Here is a 19,151-nt window from a genome sequence, read left to right as displayed (position 1 = left end):
GCGCTGACCCATGTCTGAAGTTCTGGTTCTCATCGACCACGTCGACGGCGCGGTCCGCAAGCCGACGTACGAGCTCCTGACCATCGCCAAGCGCCTCGGCGAGCCGTCCGCGGTCTTCATCGGTGCGGGCGACCAGGCCGCCGACGTCGCCGAGAAGGTCAAGAAGTACGGCGCCGAGAAGGTCTACGTCGTCGACGACGCGCAGATCAAGGGCTACCTGGTGGCTCCCAAGGCCGAGGCCTTGCAGCAGCTGGCCGAGAAGGCCTCGCCCGCCGCGATCCTGATCCCCTCCTCCGCGGAGGGCAAGGAGATCGGCGCCCGTCTCGCGATCAAGCTCTCCTCGGGCCTGATCACCGACGCCGTCGACGTGCAGGAGGGCGGCGTGGCGACGCAGAGCGTCTTCGCCGGCAACTACACGCTCACCGGCAAGGTCACCCAGGGCACCCCGATCATCACGGTGAAGCCGAACTCGGCCGCTCCCGAGGAGGCCGACGGTGCCGGCACGGTCGAGGAGTTCGCCGTGACGATCTCCGACGCCGCGAAGAAGGCGCAGATCGTGGCCTCCCAGCCGCGCAAGGCGACCGGCCGTCCCGAGCTCACCGAGGCCGCGATCGTGGTCTCCGGTGGTCGTGGCACCGGTGGTGACTTCGAGCCGATCGAGGGTCTCGCCGACGCGCTCGGCGCGGCCGTGGGTGCCTCGCGCGCCGCCGTCGACTCGGGCTGGATGCCGCACAGCTTCCAGGTCGGCCAGACCGGCAAGACCGTCTCGCCGCAGCTCTACGTCGCGAACGGCATCTCCGGTGCGATCCAGCACCGCGCCGGCATGCAGACCTCGAAGACGATCGTGGCCGTCAACAAGGACGAGGAGGCCCCGATCTTCGAGCTCGTCGACTTCGGTGTCGTGGGCGACCTGCACAAGGTCCTCCCGGCCGCCACCGAGGAGATCAACAAGCGCAAGGGCTGACCCTTCGTCGTACGCCGACCCGTCCAGGACACCTGGGCGGGTCGGTGCCATTTCGGGGTACGGGTCCGTCGTGAGCGACGTCCCAGCGCCGGCCCTGGCCACCCTCAGCCACGAACGCTTCTGGAGACCGGGCTGGATCTACGAGCGCAAGCTCGACGGCCAGCGCTGCCTGGCGGTGCGCACGGGGCGGGGGACGCGGCTCTACTCACGGTCCGGTCGTGACGTGACGGTCGCCTTCCCCGAGATCGCCGAGGCCCTCGAGCAGCAGGCGTCCACCGACTTCGTCGTGGACGGCGAGATCGTGGCCTTCGAGGGGTCGCGCACCAGCTTCGCCCGCCTGCAGCCACGCATCCACGTCTCCAGCGCGGCCAAGGCGCGCAGGTCCGGTGTCGCGGTCTGGTTCTACGCCTTCGACGTGCTGCGGGCCGATGGCGAGGACACCACCGGCCTGCCCCTGCTGGACCGCAAGCGGCGCCTGCGCGGACTGCTCACCTGGGCGGACCCGGTGCGGTGGACGCCGCACCGGGTGAACGCCGGGGAGGAGTACTTCGCCGACATCTGCCGCCGGGGCTGGGAGGGGCTGATCGCGAAGCGCGCGGACGCGCCGTACGTCTCCGGCCGCACCGACCGGTGGCTGAAGTTCAAGTGCGAGGCGGACCAGGAGCTGGTCGTGGTGGGCTGGACGGACCCGGAGGGCTCCCGGGTGGCGCTCGGGGCGCTGCTGCTGGGCCACTGGGACGGAGACGACCTCGTGTACGCCGGCAAGGTCGGCACGGGCTTCTCCCAGAAGGAGCTCCGCGACCTGCACGCGCGACTCACCCGGCTGGAGCGCGACTCCTCCCCGTGCACGCGCGGGAAGCTGCCGACGGCCGGCGTGCACTGGGCGCGGCCCGAGCTGGTCGCCGAGGTGGCCTTCACCGAGTGGACGAGCGCGGGCCAGCTGCGGCACCCGCGCTACCTCGGGCTGCGCACCGACAAGGATGCTGCCGACGTCGTGAGGGAGGCCTGATGGCTGTCGAGGTCGCCGGGGTGGAGGTGTCCAACCCCGACAAGGTGCTGTTCCCGGCGAGCGACCGCGGACCGGCGGTCACCAAGCGGGACCTGGCGGAGTACTACGCCGCGGTCGCGGACGTGATGCTGCCGCACCTGCGCGGGCGGCCCGTCAACATGCAGAGGTTCCCCGACGGGATCGAGGCCGACGCCTTCTACGAGAAGAAGGTGCCCTCCCACTTCCCCGACTGGTTCGCGACCGTGGAGGTGGGCACCGGCGACGGGCCGCAGCGGCAGGTGATGGTCGAGGACGCCCGCTCGCTCGTCCACCTCGCCCAGCAGGCCTGCATCACCCCGCACACGTGGCTGAGCCGGGACGCCGCCCTCGACACGCCCGACCAGCTGGTCTTCGACCTCGACCCCTCGGTCGAGGACCTCGCCGGGGTGCGCCGGGCGACCCGGCTGGTGGGCGAGCTCCTCGACGACCTCGGCCTCACGTCGTACGTCAAGACGACCGGGTCCCGGGGCTACCACGTGCTGGTGCCGCTGCGACCGGACGGTGACTTCGACGAGGTCCGCGGCTTCGCCCGTCAGGTGGCGGAGGTGCTGGTCGCGCGGGAGCCGGACCTGCTCACCCTCGAGCAGCGCAAGGACAAGCGTGGGCGGCGGGTCTTCGTCGACGTGCTGCGCAACGCGTACGCGCAGACCACCGTCCCGCCGTACGCCGTCCGTGGACGCCCCGGTGCGCCGGTCTCGACGCCGATCGAGTGGGACGAGCTGTCTCGGGTCGAGCCCGACCAGCACACGATCGTCTCGATCCGTCGGCGACTGGCCCAGCGTGACGATCCGTGGGCAGGAGTGCGGCGGCACGCGCAGGGACTCGGCAGGGCGCGGAGCAAGGTGGGGCATCTCTGAACGCGTGTCCGGGGTCTGGCGGTGAGTGAGCCACCGTTGTCGGGGGCGGGACGGTGGCCTGCTCACCGCCCGCGCACGTGCCCGGGCCCCGCCCCTGCTACTCCTCGAAGTCCTCGTTCGTCCTCCCACTCAGGACGGACTCGGGCTGCGTGGTGGCCGGCTTGCGGCGCCGGTCGGCGCCCTCGTCGTCGACCTTGACCAGCAGCCAGTTCTTCTCGTCGCCGCCCATCCTGGTGTGGGTGAGTGCGAAGGCGCCGGTGAGCTTCTTGCCGTGCAGGACGAACTTCAGGTGCCCGGCGGCGAGAGCCTCCTCAGCCGTGACCGGCTCCCCGTCCCTCTCGGTGACGTTCTCGAAGCGGCCGGTGTCCCAGACGACGACGGTCCCCGCGCCGTACCCCTCGCCGATCCGTCCCTCGAAGTCGGCGTGGTCGAGGGAGTGGTCCTCGGTCATCGCGGCGAGCCGCCTGTCGCGAGGGTCGAGGGAGGGACCCTTGGGCACCGCCCAGGAGACGAGCACGCCGCCGATCTCGAGGCGGAAGTCGAAGTGGAGCGTCGACGCGTCGTGCCGCTGCACGACGAAGACGGGGGTGAGATCGCCGGCCATGGCTGACGGGTACCCGCCAGCCATGGCCGACTAACGGCTCACTTCCCGTAGAAGTCGGGCTCCAGGATGTTGCCGACCTGGAACACCTTCACCTTGCGGTGTCCCTGCTTGTCGGTCGAGAGCCTGATCTTGCGCAGCGAGTCGTTGTTGTCGTAGTCCGACTCGATCAGGTTGCGGGCACCGGAGTGGAGCGGGTTCGCCTCCACCGCGATGTAGTAGATGCCGTCCTCGACCTTGTCGAGCCGGAACGCCTGGCCGTAGCGGTACTGCATGTAGGTGTCACCGGAGCCGGACGCGAGCACCTCCCGCACCGAGAGGGCGTCGTGGCCGCCGCAGGCGGTCGACAGGTCGGTGTTCTCCGGCATCCAGTCCGCACCCTCGACGGTGTAGTCCACGGCGTCGGTGTTCGCGAGGCAGAACGACCTCTTGCCCGAGATCACCGCGCGGGTCTTGTCCGCGTTGAGCAGGCGGTAGCGTGCGAAGTCCTCGAAGTGCCAGTGCTGGTGGTTCTGCGCGTGCCAGTGCATCTCGCCGACCTGCTGGTAGCCGGTCTGGTTGCCGTCGGTGTCGAAGAAGTACTGGTAGGCGTCCATGTGGTCGCCGTCCTCGCCGCGGTAGCCGTCGACGACCATCGGGCTGGTGCCCGCGTTCCACACCGTGGCGGCGAACCGCAGCGCGTTGCCCTTGCGGTTGAGGCCGATGCCGAACGCGGGGAGCGAGCGCAGGTCGGGCGTCGGACCGGAGATGTCGCCCGCGGACTCGCCCTGGGGTGCGTGGGCGGCCGGCTTCGCGATGGCCCCGGGGCGCGGGGCGGCGGGACGGTAGTCGCCCTCGGTCTCCTTCTTGACGACCAGGCGGGTGGTGGCCTTCGCGTCCGTGGCGTCGATCCCGAAGAAGTCGGCGTAGGCCGGGGCGATCCTCGCGGTGACGTCGTACTTGCCGGGCTTGAGCTCGTAGGAGTTCTCCCACTCGGGCAGCAGCGGGCTGGCGTAGCCCCCCTCGATCCCCATCACCGAGCCCAGGGTGTACGGGTTCCACGGGCAGCTCGTCGGGTACGTCGACCGGGCGGGCGCGTCCGGGCGGACCCGCTGCGCGTCGTAGCCGTTCAGGCAGCCGCTGAGGTCCATCTTCGCGACCCGCTTGCCGGTGTCGACCCGGCGGACGGTGATGCCGGCGAAGCCGGTGAGGCCGGTGAAGTCGGCCATGGCGAGCTCCTCGGGCAGCACTTGGGTGCCCGTGGGGGAGTGCCATTCGCTGACGATCGGGGCGTCGTACGACGCCCGCGTCGAGTAGATCTCGAACGGGTCGGTGGGCGCGATCAGGCGCAGGCCGAAGTCGGTCCAGACCTGGCCCTCGTAGGAGTAGGCGACGACCTTGCCGGGCGCCCACAGGGTGAGGGGCGAGCCCTCGGCGGCCGCCGAGGGGGTGGCGTCGGCGGAGGTGGTGACGGCGGGGACCGCGAGTGCGAGTGCGGCTGCGACCCCGAGGGCGCGGGCGCCGGGGCGCCAGGAATGACGAAGCACGAGGTGTCCTTAGAGACGGCGGGTGAGAGAAGTCCTGCGGAGCGTATGACGCGGTGAACGGCCATTTGGTTGCCTTTGCCCCGAGACGCGCCGAACTGTGACCTCGCGGCGCTCTACGCTCGGAGGCATGGCACCGGACAGCACCCAGCACGACGTCCTCGAGGCCGCCCGGCGGGCCCGGGAGGCGAGCCACTCCCTGGCACTCGCGACCCGGGCGCGCAAGGACCGGGCGCTGCAGGCGATGGCCGACGCGCTGCTCGCCTCGGGCGCCGGCATCCTGGCCGCGAACGCCGAGGACGTGCGGCGCGCCGAGGAGGGCGGGACCGCGCCGAACATCGTGGACCGGCTGCGACTGACCGACGAGCGGCTCGCCGGCATGGCCCAGGGCCTGCGGGACGTCGCCGGGCTGCCCGACCCGGTGGGGGAGGTGGTGCGCGGCAGCACCCTGGCCAACGGGCTGGAGCTGCGGCAGGTGCGGGTGCCGTTCGGCGTCGTCGGGATGATCTACGAGGCCCGCCCCAACGTCACCGCGGACGCGGCCGGCATCTGCCTGAAGTCCGGCAACGCCGTGCTGCTGCGGGGCAGCTCCAGCGCGCGGAGCAGCAACGCGGCGATCGTCGACGTGCTGCGCGCCGCAGCCGTCGAGGCCGGCCTCGACGCCGACGTCGTCCAGCTCGTCCCCGGCGACTCGCACGAGAGCGTCAAGGTGCTGATGCGGGCGCGCGGGCTGGTCGACGTGCTCATCCCGCGCGGCGGCGCCGGCCTGATCCGCAGCGTCGTGGAGGAGTCCACGGTCCCCGTCATCGAGACCGGCGTCGGCAACTGCCACGTCTACGTCGACGCCCATGCCGACCTCGAGAAGGCGCTGGCGATCGTCGTGAACGCCAAGACCCACCGCACCAGCGTCTGCAACGCCGCCGAGTCGTTGCTCGTGCACCAGGACGTCGCGGAGGCGTTCCTGCCCCGGGTCGTCGCGGCCCTGCAGGAGGCGGGCGTGACGATCCACGGCGACGTCGCGTTCGCGGCGTACGACGGCGTGCGGCCGGCCACGGACGAGGACTACGCGCAGGAGTACCTCTCCCTCGACATCTCCGCGCGCGTGGTGCCCGACCTCGACGAGGCGATCCGCCACATCCGCCGCTTCTCCAGCCAGCACTCCGACGCGATCGTCACCGAGCACCAGGGGGCGGCCCGCCGTTTCGTCGCCGAGGTGGACTCCGCCGCGGTGCTGGTCAACGCCTCCACCCGGTTCACCGACGGCGGGGAGTTCGGCTTCGGGGCCGAGATCGGGATCAGCACGCAGAAGCTCCATGCGCGCGGCCCGATGGGCCTGCCGGAGATGACCTCGACCAAGTACGTCGTCACCGGGGACGGCCACGTGCGCTGACGCCCGACGCGCACCGGTAGGGTGTCCGCCATGAATCACTGGGTTGTGGGCGCGGTCGCCCTGGGCATCCTGCTCTTCATGCTGGTCGGACTCCTCATGTTCGGCGCGGGACGCGAGCACAGCTGAGCACGAACGCCGCCCCGGCCGTCTCCCCGGCGACGGAGGGACGCTCGCCCGGACCCCGTCGGGTGGGGGTCATGGGCGGGACCTTCGACCCCATCCACCACGGCCACCTCGTGGCCGCGTCGGAGGTCCAGGCGTGGTTCGACCTCGACGAGGTCGTCTTCGTGCCGACCGGGGACCCGTGGCAGAAGTCCGACCGTGAGGTCTCACCCGCCGAGCACCGTTACCTGATGACGGTGATCGCCACCGCCGCCAACCCGCGCTTCAACGTCTCCCGGGTCGACATCGACCGGCAGGGGCCGACGTACACGATCGACACGCTGCGCGACCTGCGCGCGGCCATGCCCGACGCCGAGCTCTACTTCATCACCGGCGCCGACGCCCTCGCCGAGATCTTCACCTGGCGCGACGCGGGGGAGCTGTTCGAGCTCGCCCAGTTCGTGGGCTGCACGCGCCCGGGCTACACGATGGACGCCGCCACCCTCGACTCCATCCCGGCCGACCGGGTGACGATGGTCGAGATCCCGGCGCTCGCCATCTCGTCCACCGACTGCCGGGAGCGCAAGCGCCGCGGGGAACCCGTGTGGTACCTCGTGCCCGACGGCGTTGTGCAGTACATCGCCAAGCACCACCTCTACCCAGCCAAGGACCAGGCATGACCGCCACTGACCACGCCCTCGAGCTCGTCCGCACCGCTGCGCGCGCAGCCTCCGACAAGCTCGCCACCAACATCGTGGCCTTCGACGTGAGCGAGCAGCTCGCCATCACCGACGCCTTCGTGCTGGCCTCCGCGGCCAACGACCGCCAGGTCAAGGCGATCGTCGACGAGGTGGAGGACAAGCTCCGTGAGATCGGCGCCAAGCCGATCCGCCGCGAGGGCGAGCGCGACGGCCGGTGGGTCCTCATCGACTACGGCGAGATCGTCGTGCACGTCCAGCACGAGGAGGAGCGGCAGTTCTACGCCCTCGAGCGGCTCTGGCGCGACTGCCCCGTCATCGAGCTCCCGGCCGACGTCACCTCGGGCGGCGCGGTTGAGCGCTGAGCGACAGCGCTCAGCGGTGGAGGTCGCCGAGACCGCCGGCGGTCGCCGGCTCGTGCTGCTCCGGCACGGACGCACCGCCTGGAACCTCGAGGGACGCGCCCAGGGCCACTCCGACGTCCCCCTCGACGACACCGGTCGCGCCCAGGCGGCCGCGGCGGCGCCGTACCTCGCGCTCCTGCGGCCCGCGGCCCTGTGGTCCAGCGACCTCGCGCGCGCCCGCGAGACCGCGGCGTACGTCGAGGCGGCGACCGGTCTGGTCGCGACCCCCGACCCGCGGGTGCGTGAGTTCGACGTGGGGGAGCGGGCCGGGCTGACGGTCCCCGAGTTCGCGGCGAAGTACCCCGAGGCGCACGCGCGGTGGGCCTCCGGCCACATCACCGGCGGTGTCCCCGGCGCGGAGACCGTCGAGGACGTCACCCGGCGGATGGTCCCTGCGCTGCGGGAGATGCTCGACTCGCTGGCAGCCGGAGAGACCGGCGTCGTGGTGACCCACGGGGCCTGCCTGAAGGTGTCCCTGGTCGCGCTGCTCGGCCTCCCGGTCGAGGCCGACGAGTCGATCTTCGTCATGGACAACTGCGGATGGGCCAGCGTGACCGAGCACCGCAGCGGCCGGTTGCGCCTCAGCTCCTACAACGAGACCGCTCATCCGGGTGTCCTGACCGTTACGGGGACCCCCGATTTCGCAACCGACGCACCGAGTGGCTAATATTCCACGCGTTGCTCACCGCGGCGGAAGCCAAGGGAAGCGATGGGGCTGTGGCGCAGCTGGTAGCGCACCTGCATGGCATGCAGGGGGTCAGGGGTTCGAGTCCCCTCAGCTCCACCGGACAGAAGGCCGGATCCAGACGGATCCGGCCTTCTGCGTTTCTCGCGCACCTGTGGACGCGACCCGGGTCGTGCGGCAGGGTGCTGGGCCATGCGATCCCGAGTCGACGGCATGTGGTGGGGAGCGGCCATCGAGGCGCCGGACCCCGGCGCCCTGGCGAGGTTCTACTCCGAGCTGCTGGGCTGGCCCCTGGGCCACGAGGAGCCGGGCACGACCGTGCTCGCCGTGCCGGGAGGGACCGCCTACCTGGTCTTCCAGGAAGCGGAGGGCTACCGGGCCCCCGAGTGGCCGCCCGGTGACGGGCAGCAGCGACCGATGATGCACCTCGACTTCGAGGTCGGCGACCTGGACGCGGCGGTCGCCGACGCGGTCGCGCTGGGCGCCACCGTGGCCACGCCCCAGCCCCAGGAGCACGTCCGGGTCCTCCTCGACCCGGCCGGCCACCCCTTCTGCCTGTGCCGCGACGACGGATGAGGTGCTGGACCGCGGCGGTTGGTGTCGGCGGACAGGATGGGGTGGTGGATGCGGACGCGGTCGGACGCGAGGAGTTCGACGAGCTGGTCCGTGACGCGCTCGACCAGCTGCCGGACGAGGCGCTGCGACTGGTCGCCGAGATCGCGGTCGTGGTGCGCGAGCAGCCCGAGCCCGGCGAGGCCGAGCCCGGGGTGCTCCTGCTCGGGATGTTCCGCGGCATCGAGCACACCCGGGTCGGGGGCCGGGTCCCCGGCAGCCTGCCCGACGTCATCACGCTCTACCGGCGCCCGATCCTCGCGGTCTGCCGCAGCCGCGACGAGGTGGCGCCGAGGGTCCTGAAGGTCCTCGGTCACGAGGTCGGCCACGCGTTCGGCCTCAGCGAGGCCCAGCTGCGCGCCTACGGCTGGTTCTGAGCGTCGATCGGCAGCACCACGGTGACCGTGGTCCCGATCCCCTCGACGGACTCGAGCCGGACGCTGCCCCCGTGCAGCTCCACGATGGTCCTCGTCAGCGCCAGGCCCAGGCCGGTGCCCTGGATCTCGGCCGCGACCGAGAGCGAGGACCGGAAGAAGCGCGAGAAGACCTGCCCCAGCTCCGCCTCGGGAATGCCGATGCCGGTGTCGCTGACGGTCAGCGCGAGGGTGTCCCGGCTGCCGGCCTCGACGTCGATGGTGACCCGGCCACCGTCGTGGGTGAACTTGGTCGCGTTCGTGAGCAGGTTGAGCACCACCCGCTCGACCTGGGCGAGGTCGGCGCGGATGGTGGGCAGAGCGGCCTGCTGCCGCAGCGCCACGTCGAGCGAACGGTGGGCCAGCGTCGGCAGCAGGCTGCGGTGGCAGTCGGCCACGAGTGCGGCGAGGTCGACGTCGCACAGCTCGAGGCGGACGCCTCGGTCGTCGTACGTCGAGAGCGTGAGCAGGTCCTCGACGAGGCGGGTGAGCCGGGCGGCGTTGCGCGTGACCACGTCGATGCCCCGCGCCATCGACGTCGAGACCTCGCCGAGCGCGCCCTCGGCCATCAGCTCGAGGTAGCCGCTGATGCTGGTCAGCGGGGTCCGCAGCTCGTGGGAGACGTTGGAGACGAAGGCGTCCTTGGCCCGGTCGAGCTCCTCGAGCCGGTGGGTGCGATCGACCAGCTCGGCCTGCGCGGCGCGCAGCTGCTGCACGGTCGAGTAGAGGTCGGCGGTGGCCTGCTCGCCGATGTTCTCCGCGGCGATCCTCCGGGACCTCTCCCGCTCCAGCTGTCGTCGCAGCCGGAGCAGCTCCTCCGACTCACCCGAGGTCTTCGTCGTGCAGCGGCCCGCCGTGGTGGTCATCGATGCGTCACGCCGCGAACGAGACGCTGAGGACGCAGTGGTCGGCGCCGTCGAGCGTGCACGAGGTCTGCGCGACCTCGGCACGCTGTCCGTAGTGGGCCGCGGCGCCCTCGATCATGCCCATGGCCAGGACGCAGAGCCGGCGCGCGGAGCGGTAGTGGACGACGAGCGTGTCGGGGTCCGTCTCGTCGAACGCGAAGTCCGGCGGCGTGGCCTGCGGAGCGCATGACGGACGGAGCTCCGCTACCGGGTGCCGCCGAGCTCCTCGAGCTCCGACCAGTCGACGGTCGCGGTCCGGTCGACGTACTCCTGCACCCGCCCGGGCCAGTTGGTGGTGATCCGCTCGCCGTCGCGGTACCAGCTGTCGCAGCCCGCCCAGGCGCTGCGGGAGAGACGCTGCTGCATCTCGCGGTCGTAGGCCTCGGCGACCTCGGGCCGCGCGGCCACCCGCCGCGCCCCTCCGTCGGCGATGCGGCCGACGACCTGGGCGATCCAGCCGGCCTGCGCCTCCATCATGGCGATGATCGAGCTGCCGCCGAGGTTGGTGTTGGGCCCGTAGACGCAGAACAGGTTGGGGAAGCCCGGGACGGTCAGGCCCAGGTGCGCCCGCGCGCCGTCCGCCCAGACCTCGTGCAGGTCGGCGCCGTCGGCGCCGCGGACCTCGATGTCGGCGAGGAAGTCGGTCGCTGCGAAGCCGGTGCCCCAGATCAGCACGTCGGCCTCGTGGAGGCGCCCGTCGGCGGTGCGCAGGCCGGACGGCTCGATCCCGGTGACCCGGTCGGTGACGACGTCGACGTGGTCTCGGTCGAGGGCGGGGTACCAGTCGTTGGAGAACAGCAGCCGCTTGCACCCGATCGGGTAGTCCGGCACCAGCCTGCGGCGCAGCTCGGGGTCGCGCACCTGGCGGCGCAGCTGGAGGCGGAAGGCGGTGCGCAGCAGCGCGGGCAGGGGAGTGGAGAGCCACGAGTCGCCCCCGAGGGCGGCGTTGAGCTTCTCGGTCACCCAGAACACCGTCCGGCGCTCCGCCGCCTGGGTCCAGGGCAGCCGGCGGAAGAGCGCGTGGTGGCGGGGTCCGTAGGCCTGGTCCGGCTTCGGGACGACGTACGGCGCCGAGCGCTGGAAGACCGTCATCGAGCCGACGCGGTCGACGATGCCGGGCACGAACTGGATGGCGCTCGCGCCGGTCCCCACGACCGCGACGCGCTTGCCCGTCAGGTCGACGTCGTGGCGCCACTGCGCGGAGTGGAAGGCCGGACCGGCGAAGGTCTCGGCGCCGGGGATCCTCGGCACGACCGGGTTCGACAGCTGGCCCACGGCCGAGACGACGACGTCGGCCTCGAGGGTCTCCCCGTCGCCGGTGGTCACCCGCCAGCAGCCGCGGGAGTCGTCGTGCTCCGCGGCCTTGACCTCCACCCCGGTGCGGACCAGGTCGAGCAGCCCGGCCTCGCCCGCCGCGCGGCGCAGGTACTCGAGGATCTCCGGCTGGGGACCGTAGCGTCGGCCCCACTCCGGGTTGACCGCCCACGACCAGGAGTAGAGCGGGGTCGGCACGTCGCACGCGGCGCCCGGGTAGGTGTTGTCGCGCCAGACGCCCCCGACCTCGTCGGCGCGCTCCAGGATCGTGATGTCCCGGATCCCGGTCCTGCGCAGGGCCTGCGCGACCCCGAGCCCGCCGAAGCCCGCCCCGATGACGACCACCCGTGGTGTGCTCATGGAGCGACGGTAGAACACGTTACGGAAATCCGGGAGGCGGTCTCGCGGCACCGGACCGACCGGGCGCCCCCCCGCGGGTCAGGTGATGGTCATCCCGCCGTCGACCGGGAGCGTCTGGCCAGTGATGTAGCCGGCGGCGTCGGAGGCGAGGAAGACGACGGTGGCCGCCAGCTCGGCCGGGTCGCCCTTGCGGCCGACGGGGATCCGTTGGCCCTGGGACTCCAGGTAGCCGGGCGGGTACTGCTCGGTCATCTCGGACTCGAAGAAGCCCGGGGCGATCGCGTTGACCCGGATGCCCTTGCGGCCGGTCCACTGCTGGGCCAGGTCACGGGTCAGCCCGATCAGGCCGGCCTTCGACGCGGCGTACGCCGCCTGCGGCAGACCGGCCGTGGTGAGCCCGAGCACCGAGGAGATGTTGATGATGCTCGACCCCGGCTGCATGACCCGGCCGCAGGCCTGCGCCATCCAGTAGCAGCCGTTGAGGTTCACGCCGATGACCTGCCGGAACTGCTCGGGCGTCTCCTTCGTGGCCGGCACGGCGGTGCCGATGCCGGCGTTGTTGACCAGGATGTCGACCCGGCCGAACTCCTCCATCGCCAGCGCCACGAGGTTCGTGCACGAGTCCGGGTCCGCCACGTCGGTGGCGACGGTGAGCGCCCGGCGCCCGGTGGCGTCGACCAGTCGGGCGGTGTCCTCGAGCCGGTCGGCGCGGCGGGCGCCGAGGGCGAGGTCGGCCCCCGCCTCGGCGAGGCCCCGCGCGAAGGCGACGCCCAGCCCGCTGGAGGCACCGGTGACCACGGCCACCTTGCCGTCGAGTCGGAACAGGTCGGGGACGGTCTTGTCGGCCATGCCGCGACTGTAGCCACCCGGAGGAGGTTCGGTACCATGGGTGTCATGCGGAGGATCCTGCTCCTTACCTAGCCGCGTCGACACGCACACATCGACGCGGCTGCCCCTCGTGCCCGAGGGGCTTTTTTGTGCCCGGAGCCAGATCACCGACCAGACGTGGGAGAGACGAGATGAGCGAGCAGGCAACCAGCGCCGACGACGGGCGTGCCGACGCGCGGGAGGGCGACGAGCGCGCGACGTACGACGCCGCAGCGGCCGAGACCAAGTGGCGGGCCGTGTGGGACGAGCTGCAGCCGTTCCGGGCCGACGACGACAGCCCGCGCGAGAAGAAGTACGCGCTGACGATGTTCCCGTACCCCAGCGGCGACCTGCACATGGGCCACGCCGAGGTGACGGCCCTGCACGACGTCATCGCCCGCTACTGGTGGCAGAAGGGCTACGAGGTCCTGAACCCGATGGGCTGGGACTCCTTCGGGTTGCCCGCCGAGAACGCCGCGATCCGCAACGACGCGCACCCGGCCGACTACACCTACGGCAACATCGCCACCCAGCTGGAGTCCTTCCAGCGGTACGGCGTGAGCTTCGACTGGTCGCGACGGTTCAACACCTCGGACCCGTCGTACTACAGGTGGACGCAGTGGCTGTTCCTGAAGTTCCACGAGAAGGGGCTGGCCTACCGCAAGAACAGCCCGGTCAACTGGTGCCCCAACGACCAGACCGTGCTGGCCAACGAGCAGGTCGTCGACGGTGCCTGCGAGCGCTGCGGGGCCGAGGTCACCAAGCGTGAGCTGACCCAGTGGTACTTCCGCACGACGGCCTACGCCCAGGAGCTGCTGGACTGCCTGGACGACCTGCAGCCCACCTGGTCGGACAAGGTCGTCAACGCGCAGCGCAACTGGATCGGCCGATCCGAGGGCGCCCACGTCGACTTCGTCGTGGAGGGCCGCGAGGAGCCCCTGACGGTCTACACGACTCGTCCTGACACGCTGTTCGGTGCGACGTTCATGGTCGTCGCGGCCGACGCGGCGCTGGCTTCCGAGCTGGTCACCGACGAGCAGCGGCAGGCGCTGGACGACTACCTGGTCGAGGTCCGCAAGGAGACCGAGATCAACAGGCTGTCCACCGACCGGCCCAAGACCGGCGTGTTCCTGGGCGTCCACGCCACCAACCCGCTGACCGGCACCCGGATCCCGGTGTACGCCGCGGACTACGTGCTGGCCGACTACGGCACCGGCGCGATCATGGCGGTGCCCGGGCAGGACCAGCGCGACTGGGACTTCGCGAAGGCGTTCGACCTGCCGATCGTGCGCACCGTCGCGCCGCCGGAGGACTGGGACGGTGAGGCCTTCACCGGGGAGGGGCCGGCGATCAACTCGGCCAACGACGAGATCGACCTGTCCGGCATGGGCGTGGCCGAGGCCAAGTCCACGACCATCGCGTTCCTGGAACGGCGCGGGCTGGGCCGGGGCACGGTCAACTTCCGTCTGCGCGACTGGCTGCTGTCGCGCCAGCGCTACTGGGGCGCGCCGATCCCGATCATCCACTGCCCGGTCGACGGTGAGGTGCCTGTCCCCGAGGACCAGCTGCCCGTCGAGCTGCCCGAGCTGCGGGGCGCCGACCTGAAGCCCAAGGGCACCTCGCCCCTGGGGGCGGCCACGGACTGGGTCAACGTCAGCTGCCCCACGTGCGGCGGCCCGGCCACCCGCGACACCGACACCATGGACACGTTCGTGGACTCGTCCTGGTACTTCTTCCGCTACGTCTCCCCGCACGACGACACCCAGGCGTTCGACAGTGCGCTGGCCGACGCGTGGGGTCCCGTCGACCTGTACGTCGGCGGCGACGAGCACGCCGTGCTGCACCTGCTGTACGCCCGCTTCTTCACCAAGGCGCTGCGCGACATGGGCATGGTGAGCTGGGACGAGCCGTTCTCGGCGTACCTGTCCCAGGGCAAGGTCATCAACAACGGCCGCAAGATGAGCAAGTCGCTGGGCAACGGCGTCAACCTGGGGGACCAGCTGGCGGAGTTCGGTGTCGACGCCGTCCGTCTGACGCTGGTGTTCGCCAGCCCGCCCGAGGACAACATCGACTGGGCGGACGTCTCGCCCGGAGGGTCGGCGCGCTTCCTGCAGCGGGCCTGGCGGTTGAGCGGCGACGTCACCAGCGCCCCCGGCGTCGACCCGGCCGGCGGTGACGTGGCCCTGCGCAAGGTCACGCACAAGACGCTGCGCGACGCCGAGGTGCTGGTGGAGAGCCACCGGTTCAACGTCATGGTCGCGCGCACGATGGAGCTGGTGAACGCCACCCGCAAGGCGATCGACTCCGGCCCGGGCGGGGCCGACCCGGCGGTGCGCGAGGCGGTCGAGGCGGTGGCGATCCTGCTGTCGCTGGTGGCGCCGTACACCGCCGAGGAGATGTGGGAGCGGCTAGGCCACCAGCCCACCGTCGCCCGCGTCGGCTGGCCGACCGTCGACCCCGCGCTGCTGGTCGAGGACGCCGTCACGGCGGTCGTCCAGATCCAGGGCAAGGTCAAGGCCCGCCTGGAGGTCTCGCCGGACATCAGCGAGGCCGACCTGGAGGCGCTGGCGATGGCCGACGAGGCGGTGGTCCGCGCCATCGACGGGCGCCCGGTGCGCAAGGTGATCGTGCGCGCGCCGAAGCTGGTCAACGTCGTCGTCTGATCGACCCCTGCGCGTCATGCGCGGCCAACCGGTGGTCGCCGACCGCCGGTTGGCTCGCGTGCGTGCAGACATCTCGGAGAACCATCCTGTCCGCGGGCCTCGTCACCGGGTCCGCCGCCCTGGCCGGGGGCCTCGCCCTCCACGACGCCCCCGCTCGCCGCGGGCCGTCCTCGTCCCGACCTGCGTCCCACCGCCGCCTCTCCGCGGTTGGGAGCCGACCCGTTCACGCTGGGCGTCGCGTCCGGCGACCCGTGGCCCGACGGTTTCGTCATCTGGACCCGGCTCGCGCCGTCGCCGCTCGAGGACGACGGCCTGGGCGGGATGCCGGGCAGCCGCTTCCAGGTCGGCTGGCAGGTGGCCACCGACGACCGTTTCGCGGACGTGGTGCGCGCCGGGTCGGTGAGCGCCGGCCCGGAGAGCGCCCACTCCGTGCACGTCGAGGTCGCGGGGCTCGAGCCGGGCCGCGAGTACTGGTACCGGTTCCGCACCGGGAGCTGGGTCTCGGGGGCCGGCCGTGCCCTGACGGCCCCGGCCCCGGGCGCGCTGGTGGCATCGCTGTCGATGGCGTTCGTGTCGTGCTCCAACTACCCGGCGGGCTTCTTCACCGCCTATCGGCACCTCGCCGACGAGCGGCCGGACCTGGTCCTGCACCTCGGCGACTACCAGTACGAGGGAGGGGCGGCCGCCAACGCCCTGGGCCGTCCGCACGTCGGTCCCGAGACCCGGACGCTGGCCAACTACCGGCAGCGCCAGGCGCTCTACAAGACCGACCCCGACCTGCAGCTCGCGCACGCCGCGGCCCCGTGGCTCGCGGTGTGGGACGACCACGAGGTCGAGAACAACTACGCCGACGAGGTCCCGGAGAAGCCCGCCGACGCCGCGGGTTTCCGCGAGCGCCGTGCCGCGGCGTACCTCGCCTACTACGAGAACATGCCGCTGCGCCGGACCTCGGTGCCGAGCGGTCCCGACCTGCAGCTGTTCCGCCGGGTCGCGTGGGGCAGCCTGGCGACCTTCCACATGCTCGACACCCGGCAGTACCGCTCCGACCAGGCCTGCGGGGACGGGTACGACGACTGTCCGGACGCGGCCGACCCGGCCCGCTCGCTGCCGGGCGCGGAGCAGGAGGCGTGGCTGGTGGACGGCTTCCGCCGGTCCACGGCGCGCTGGGACCTGCTCGGGCAGCAGGTTTTCTTCGGGCGGAGGGACAGCGACGCCGGCGAGCCGGGCGTCGTGTCGATGGACGCGTGGGACGGCTACCCGGCCTCGCGCGACCGGGTCGTGCAGGGCTGGGTCGACGCAGGCGTGCGCAACCCGGTCGTGCTCACCGGGGACGTGCACGCGCACTGGGCCTCCGACGTGCTCGCCGACTGGCAGGACCCCGCGTCCGAGGTCCTCGGGTCGGAGCTGGTCTGCAGCTCGATCACCTCCGGCGGCGACGGTTACGACACCCCGACCGGGCAGCACCCATGGGCGGCGTGGAACCCCAACCTGAGGTTCTGGACCAACCTGCGGGGCTACGTGAGCACGACCGTCACGCCGGAGGCGCTGGCGGCGGACTTCCGGTGCGTCCCCGCGGTGACCACGCCCGACGCGCCCGTGTTCACCCGGGCCTCGTTCGTGGTCGAGGACCGGGTGCGCGGCCTCCAGCAGACCGCGGACAACCCGATGCCTCTCCGCTCCTCGGCGGTGCGGGGGCTGCCGAGCGACCAGCAGGTCATCGCGGACACCATCCGGGAGGAGACCGGAGGCTGACGTCTCGGCGGCGCGGGGAGACCCGTCGGGCCCGGTCCCCGGCGGGTACCCTTCGCGCCATGCCGGCCGCGATCGTCACCGACTCGACCGCGATGCTGCCTGCCGGGCTCGCGGCGGAGCGCGGCATCACCGTGGTGCCGCTCCAGGTGGTCATCGGCGCCCGGGTGCTGGACGAGGGCGCCGACGGCGCGACCCCGCAGGTGGTGGCCGAGGCGCTGCGCGCCTTCAAGCCGGTCAGCACGTCGCGGCCGTCACCGGCGGTCCTGCTCGAGGCCTACGAGGCGGCCGCGCGTGCCGGCGCCACCGAGGTGCTGTCGATCCACCTGTCGGGGGAGATGAGCGGCACGTTCGAGTCGGCGCAGCTCGCCGCCCGCGAGGCCTCGGTGCGCGTGCTTCCCCTCGACAGCCGGCAGGTCGGCGTGGCCACCGGGTACGCCGTGCTCGCCGCCGCCGACGTGCTCGACGCCGGCGGCAGCGCCGACGAGGCGGTCGAGGCCGCCCGGGCCCGGGCCGAGGCGTCGTCGTCCCTGTTCTACGTCGACACGCTGGAGTACCTGCGCCGGGGCGGACGGATCGGTGCCGCCGCCGCGCTGTTCGGGGGCGCGCTCTCGGTCAAGCCCCTGCTGCAGATCCAGGACGGCGTCGTCGCCACGCTGGAGAAGGTGCGCACCGCCGCCCGGGCGCTGGGCCGGCTGGAGGAGCTCGCGGCCCAGGCCGCCGGTGACAGTCCGGTCGACGTCTGCGTCGCCCACCTCGCCAGCCCCGACCGGGCCGCCCAGCTGACCGAGCACCTGTCGGCGCGGCTGGCCACGAACCTCGAGGGCCGCGAGGTCTGGTGCGGTGAGCTCGGCGCCGTCCTCGGGGCGCACGTGGGCCCGGGCATGCTCGCCGTGTGCGTGGCGCCGCGCGGCTGAGCGGTCGAGCCCGGAGGCGGCGCGAGGGCCGGAGGGGATCCACAGACGGCGCGTCGGTGCCGGCTGTCCACAGCCCGCGGCCCGGCCCGGCACGGGCGTCGGGCCCGCTGCCTAGCGTCGCTGCCATGCGTACCCGCCCCACGTCCGAGCACCAGGAAGCCGTCACCCGGCGGCTGGCCCTGCTGGGCGCCGAGCTCGCCTCGGTCCGCCCCCAGGGCGTCGAGGACCCGCAGCAGCCCGACGACTGGATGGCGCCCCACACCCGGCTGCCGACGGCTCGGGCGGCACCCGTCGGAGCTGGTCCCGGCACCGTCGAGGACGACCCGGCCCCGCTCGTCCCGGCCCCCGGTCGGCATGCGTCCCGCCGGTCCCGGCGGCTGGTCCCGGTCGTGGTGCCGGAGACCCTCCGTGGCCGGGTGGTGCTCGGCCCCTCGCAGGTCACGGTGCTGGCGGTCCTGGTCGCGCTCGGGCTGGCCGTCACCTGCTGGTGGCTGGTCCGCGGTCGGGCCGACGAGGTCGTCGCGCCGAGCCTGCCCAGCCCGGCAGCCGGGCTGGTGTCCGTCTCCCCGGACGCGTCGACAGCGGTTCCGGGCGTCGCCTCGGGCACCGCCTCCACCTCGACGGGCGACGCCGGCACGGCGGGCTCGGTGACCGTGGACGTGGCCGGCAAGGTGCGCCGGCCGGGCATCGCGGTCCTCGACGCGGGAGCCCGCGTCGTCGACGCGCTGGAGGCGGCCGGGGGAGCGCGACCGGGGGTCGACCTCACGGAGCTCAACCTGGCCCGGCTGCTCGTCGACGGCGAGCAGATCGTGGTGGGGGTCGCAGTGCCCTCGGTGGCCGTCGGCACCTCGGGGCCGTCCCCGACGGTCCCGGGGTCCCCGACGGGCGCGTTGGTCGACCTCAACACCGCCACCCAGAGCGAGCTGGAGGCCCTGCCCGAGGTCGGCCCGGTGACCGCCCAGGCGATCGTCGCGTGGCGCGACGAGCACGGGGGCTTCACCGCGGTGGACGAGCTGCTCGAGGTCGACGGCATCGGTGACGCGACCCTGAGCCAGCTCGCGCCGTACGTCACCGTCTGA

Annotated in this window: 19 protein-coding genes and 1 tRNA gene; 14 read left to right on the top strand and 6 right to left on the bottom strand. The window is 72.4% G+C overall.

The features are described 5' to 3' along the window. Nucleotides 1-10: 10 nt before the first annotated feature. The 3 genes from ACFO9I_RS04315 to ligD (ACFO9I_RS04305) all read left to right on the top strand — a co-directional run bounded on the left by ACFO9I_RS04315 (nt 11) and on the right by ligD (ACFO9I_RS04305) (nt 2,869). Nucleotides 11-964 (top strand): electron transfer flavoprotein subunit alpha/FixB family protein, encoded by a 954-nt coding sequence (locus ACFO9I_RS04315; protein WP_379178158.1) that lies wholly within the window; start codon nt 11-13, stop codon nt 962-964. Nucleotides 965-1,034: 70 nt separating this feature from the next. After that, a complete protein-coding gene (ligD, locus tag ACFO9I_RS04310; RefSeq protein WP_379178156.1) occupies nt 1,035-1,973 on the top strand; it encodes a non-homologous end-joining DNA ligase in 939 nt (312 codons plus the stop codon). Beyond that, a complete protein-coding gene (gene ligD / locus ACFO9I_RS04305; RefSeq protein ID WP_379178154.1) occupies nt 1,973-2,869 on the top strand; it encodes a non-homologous end-joining DNA ligase in 897 nt (298 codons plus the stop codon). Before ligD (ACFO9I_RS04310) ends, ligD (ACFO9I_RS04305) begins: the two co-directional genes overlap by 1 nt. 97 nt (nt 2,870-2,966) lie before the next feature. On the opposite strand, the gene ACFO9I_RS04300 is transcribed toward ligD (ACFO9I_RS04305), so the two are convergent. Continuing rightward, a complete protein-coding gene (locus ACFO9I_RS04300) occupies nt 2,967-3,473 on the bottom strand; it encodes a DNA polymerase ligase N-terminal domain-containing protein (RefSeq protein ID WP_379178152.1) in 507 nt (168 codons plus the stop codon). A gap of 38 nt (nt 3,474-3,511) precedes the next feature. After that, complete coding sequence (locus tag ACFO9I_RS04295; RefSeq protein WP_379178150.1) at nt 3,512-4,996, bottom strand: lysyl oxidase family protein; 1,485 nt, start codon at nt 4,994-4,996, stop codon at nt 3,512-3,514. A 127-nt stretch (nt 4,997-5,123) separates the two neighbouring features. Here ACFO9I_RS04295 and ACFO9I_RS04290 point away from each other — a divergent pair, with 127 nt between their 5' ends. The 7 genes from ACFO9I_RS04290 to ACFO9I_RS04260 all read left to right on the top strand — a co-directional run bounded on the left by ACFO9I_RS04290 (nt 5,124) and on the right by ACFO9I_RS04260 (nt 9,261). Continuing rightward, nucleotides 5,124-6,383 (top strand): glutamate-5-semialdehyde dehydrogenase, encoded by a 1,260-nt coding sequence (locus ACFO9I_RS04290; RefSeq protein ID WP_379178148.1) that lies wholly within the window; start codon nt 5,124-5,126, stop codon nt 6,381-6,383. Nucleotides 6,384-6,571: 188 nt separating this feature from the next. Further along, nucleotides 6,572-7,165 (top strand): nicotinate-nucleotide adenylyltransferase, encoded by a 594-nt coding sequence (gene nadD, locus ACFO9I_RS04285; RefSeq protein ID WP_379178146.1) that lies wholly within the window; start codon nt 6,572-6,574, stop codon nt 7,163-7,165. Further along, the gene (gene rsfS, locus ACFO9I_RS04280; RefSeq protein ID WP_379178144.1) at nt 7,162-7,548 is read left to right on the top strand and encodes a ribosome silencing factor; all 387 of its coding nucleotides are present in this window, start codon (nt 7,162-7,164) and stop codon (nt 7,546-7,548) included. The genes nadD and rsfS overlap by 4 nt, the downstream gene beginning before the upstream one ends. Continuing rightward, entirely contained in the window at nt 7,538-8,254 is a 717-nt protein-coding gene (locus tag ACFO9I_RS04275; protein WP_379178142.1) for a histidine phosphatase family protein, read from the top strand. The genes rsfS and ACFO9I_RS04275 overlap by 11 nt, the downstream gene beginning before the upstream one ends. Nucleotides 8,255-8,298: 44 nt before the next feature. Further along, a tRNA-Ala gene (locus tag ACFO9I_RS04270) sits at nt 8,299-8,371 on the top strand. Nucleotides 8,372-8,464: 93 nt separating this feature from the next. Beyond that, a complete protein-coding gene (locus ACFO9I_RS04265; protein ID WP_379178140.1) occupies nt 8,465-8,848 on the top strand; it encodes a VOC family protein in 384 nt (127 codons plus the stop codon). A gap of 44 nt (nt 8,849-8,892) precedes the next feature. Further along, nucleotides 8,893-9,261, top strand: coding sequence for a metallopeptidase family protein (locus tag ACFO9I_RS04260; protein WP_379178138.1), 369 nt, complete (start codon nt 8,893-8,895; stop codon nt 9,259-9,261). Here ACFO9I_RS04260 and ACFO9I_RS04255 read toward each other — a convergent pair. The 4 genes from ACFO9I_RS04255 to ACFO9I_RS04240 all read right to left on the bottom strand — a co-directional run bounded on the left by ACFO9I_RS04255 (nt 9,246) and on the right by ACFO9I_RS04240 (nt 12,725). Further along, a complete protein-coding gene (locus ACFO9I_RS04255) occupies nt 9,246-10,163 on the bottom strand; it encodes a sensor histidine kinase (protein WP_379178136.1) in 918 nt (305 codons plus the stop codon). The genes ACFO9I_RS04260 and ACFO9I_RS04255 overlap by 16 nt on opposite strands. Nucleotides 10,164-10,170: 7 nt before the next feature. Next, nucleotides 10,171-10,443, bottom strand: a complete 273-nt coding sequence (locus ACFO9I_RS04250) for a heme NO-binding domain-containing protein (RefSeq protein WP_379179382.1) — start codon at nt 10,441-10,443, stop codon at nt 10,171-10,173. Beyond that, nucleotides 10,407-11,876 carry a flavin-containing monooxygenase gene (locus tag ACFO9I_RS04245; protein ID WP_379178134.1) on the bottom strand — a complete coding sequence of 490 codons (1,470 nt, stop codon included), beginning with the start codon at nt 11,874-11,876 and terminating at the stop codon, nt 10,407-10,409. Before ACFO9I_RS04245 ends, ACFO9I_RS04250 begins: the two co-directional genes overlap by 37 nt. A gap of 78 nt (nt 11,877-11,954) precedes the next feature. Continuing rightward, the gene (locus tag ACFO9I_RS04240) at nt 11,955-12,725 is read right to left on the bottom strand and encodes an SDR family NAD(P)-dependent oxidoreductase (protein WP_379178132.1); all 771 of its coding nucleotides are present in this window, start codon (nt 12,723-12,725) and stop codon (nt 11,955-11,957) included. A 170-nt stretch (nt 12,726-12,895) separates the two neighbouring features. Here ACFO9I_RS04240 and leuS point away from each other — a divergent pair, with 170 nt between their 5' ends. The 4 genes from leuS to ACFO9I_RS04220 all read left to right on the top strand — a co-directional run bounded on the left by leuS (nt 12,896) and on the right by ACFO9I_RS04220 (nt 19,151). Beyond that, nucleotides 12,896-15,406, top strand: a complete 2,511-nt coding sequence (gene leuS / locus ACFO9I_RS04235; protein ID WP_379178130.1) for a leucine--tRNA ligase — start codon at nt 12,896-12,898, stop codon at nt 15,404-15,406. Nucleotides 15,407-15,613: 207 nt separating this feature from the next. Continuing rightward, the gene (locus ACFO9I_RS04230) at nt 15,614-17,158 is read left to right on the top strand and encodes an alkaline phosphatase D family protein (protein ID WP_379178128.1); all 1,545 of its coding nucleotides are present in this window, start codon (nt 15,614-15,616) and stop codon (nt 17,156-17,158) included. Between the two features lie 59 nt (nt 17,159-17,217). Next, nucleotides 17,218-18,072, top strand: coding sequence for a DegV family protein (locus ACFO9I_RS04225; RefSeq protein ID WP_379178126.1), 855 nt, complete (start codon nt 17,218-17,220; stop codon nt 18,070-18,072). 125 nt (nt 18,073-18,197) lie between these two features. Then, nucleotides 18,198-19,151 (top strand): helix-hairpin-helix domain-containing protein, encoded by a 954-nt coding sequence (locus tag ACFO9I_RS04220; RefSeq protein ID WP_379178124.1) that lies wholly within the window; start codon nt 18,198-18,200, stop codon nt 19,149-19,151.

The organism is Nocardioides sp. GCM10023255 (assembly GCF_042653125.1).
In the GTDB taxonomy this organism is placed as follows: domain Bacteria; phylum Actinomycetota; class Actinomycetes; order Propionibacteriales; family Nocardioidaceae; genus Nocardioides.
Note: the sequence above shows the minus strand (reverse complement) of the source record. Positions and strands in the feature narration are given on the sequence as shown.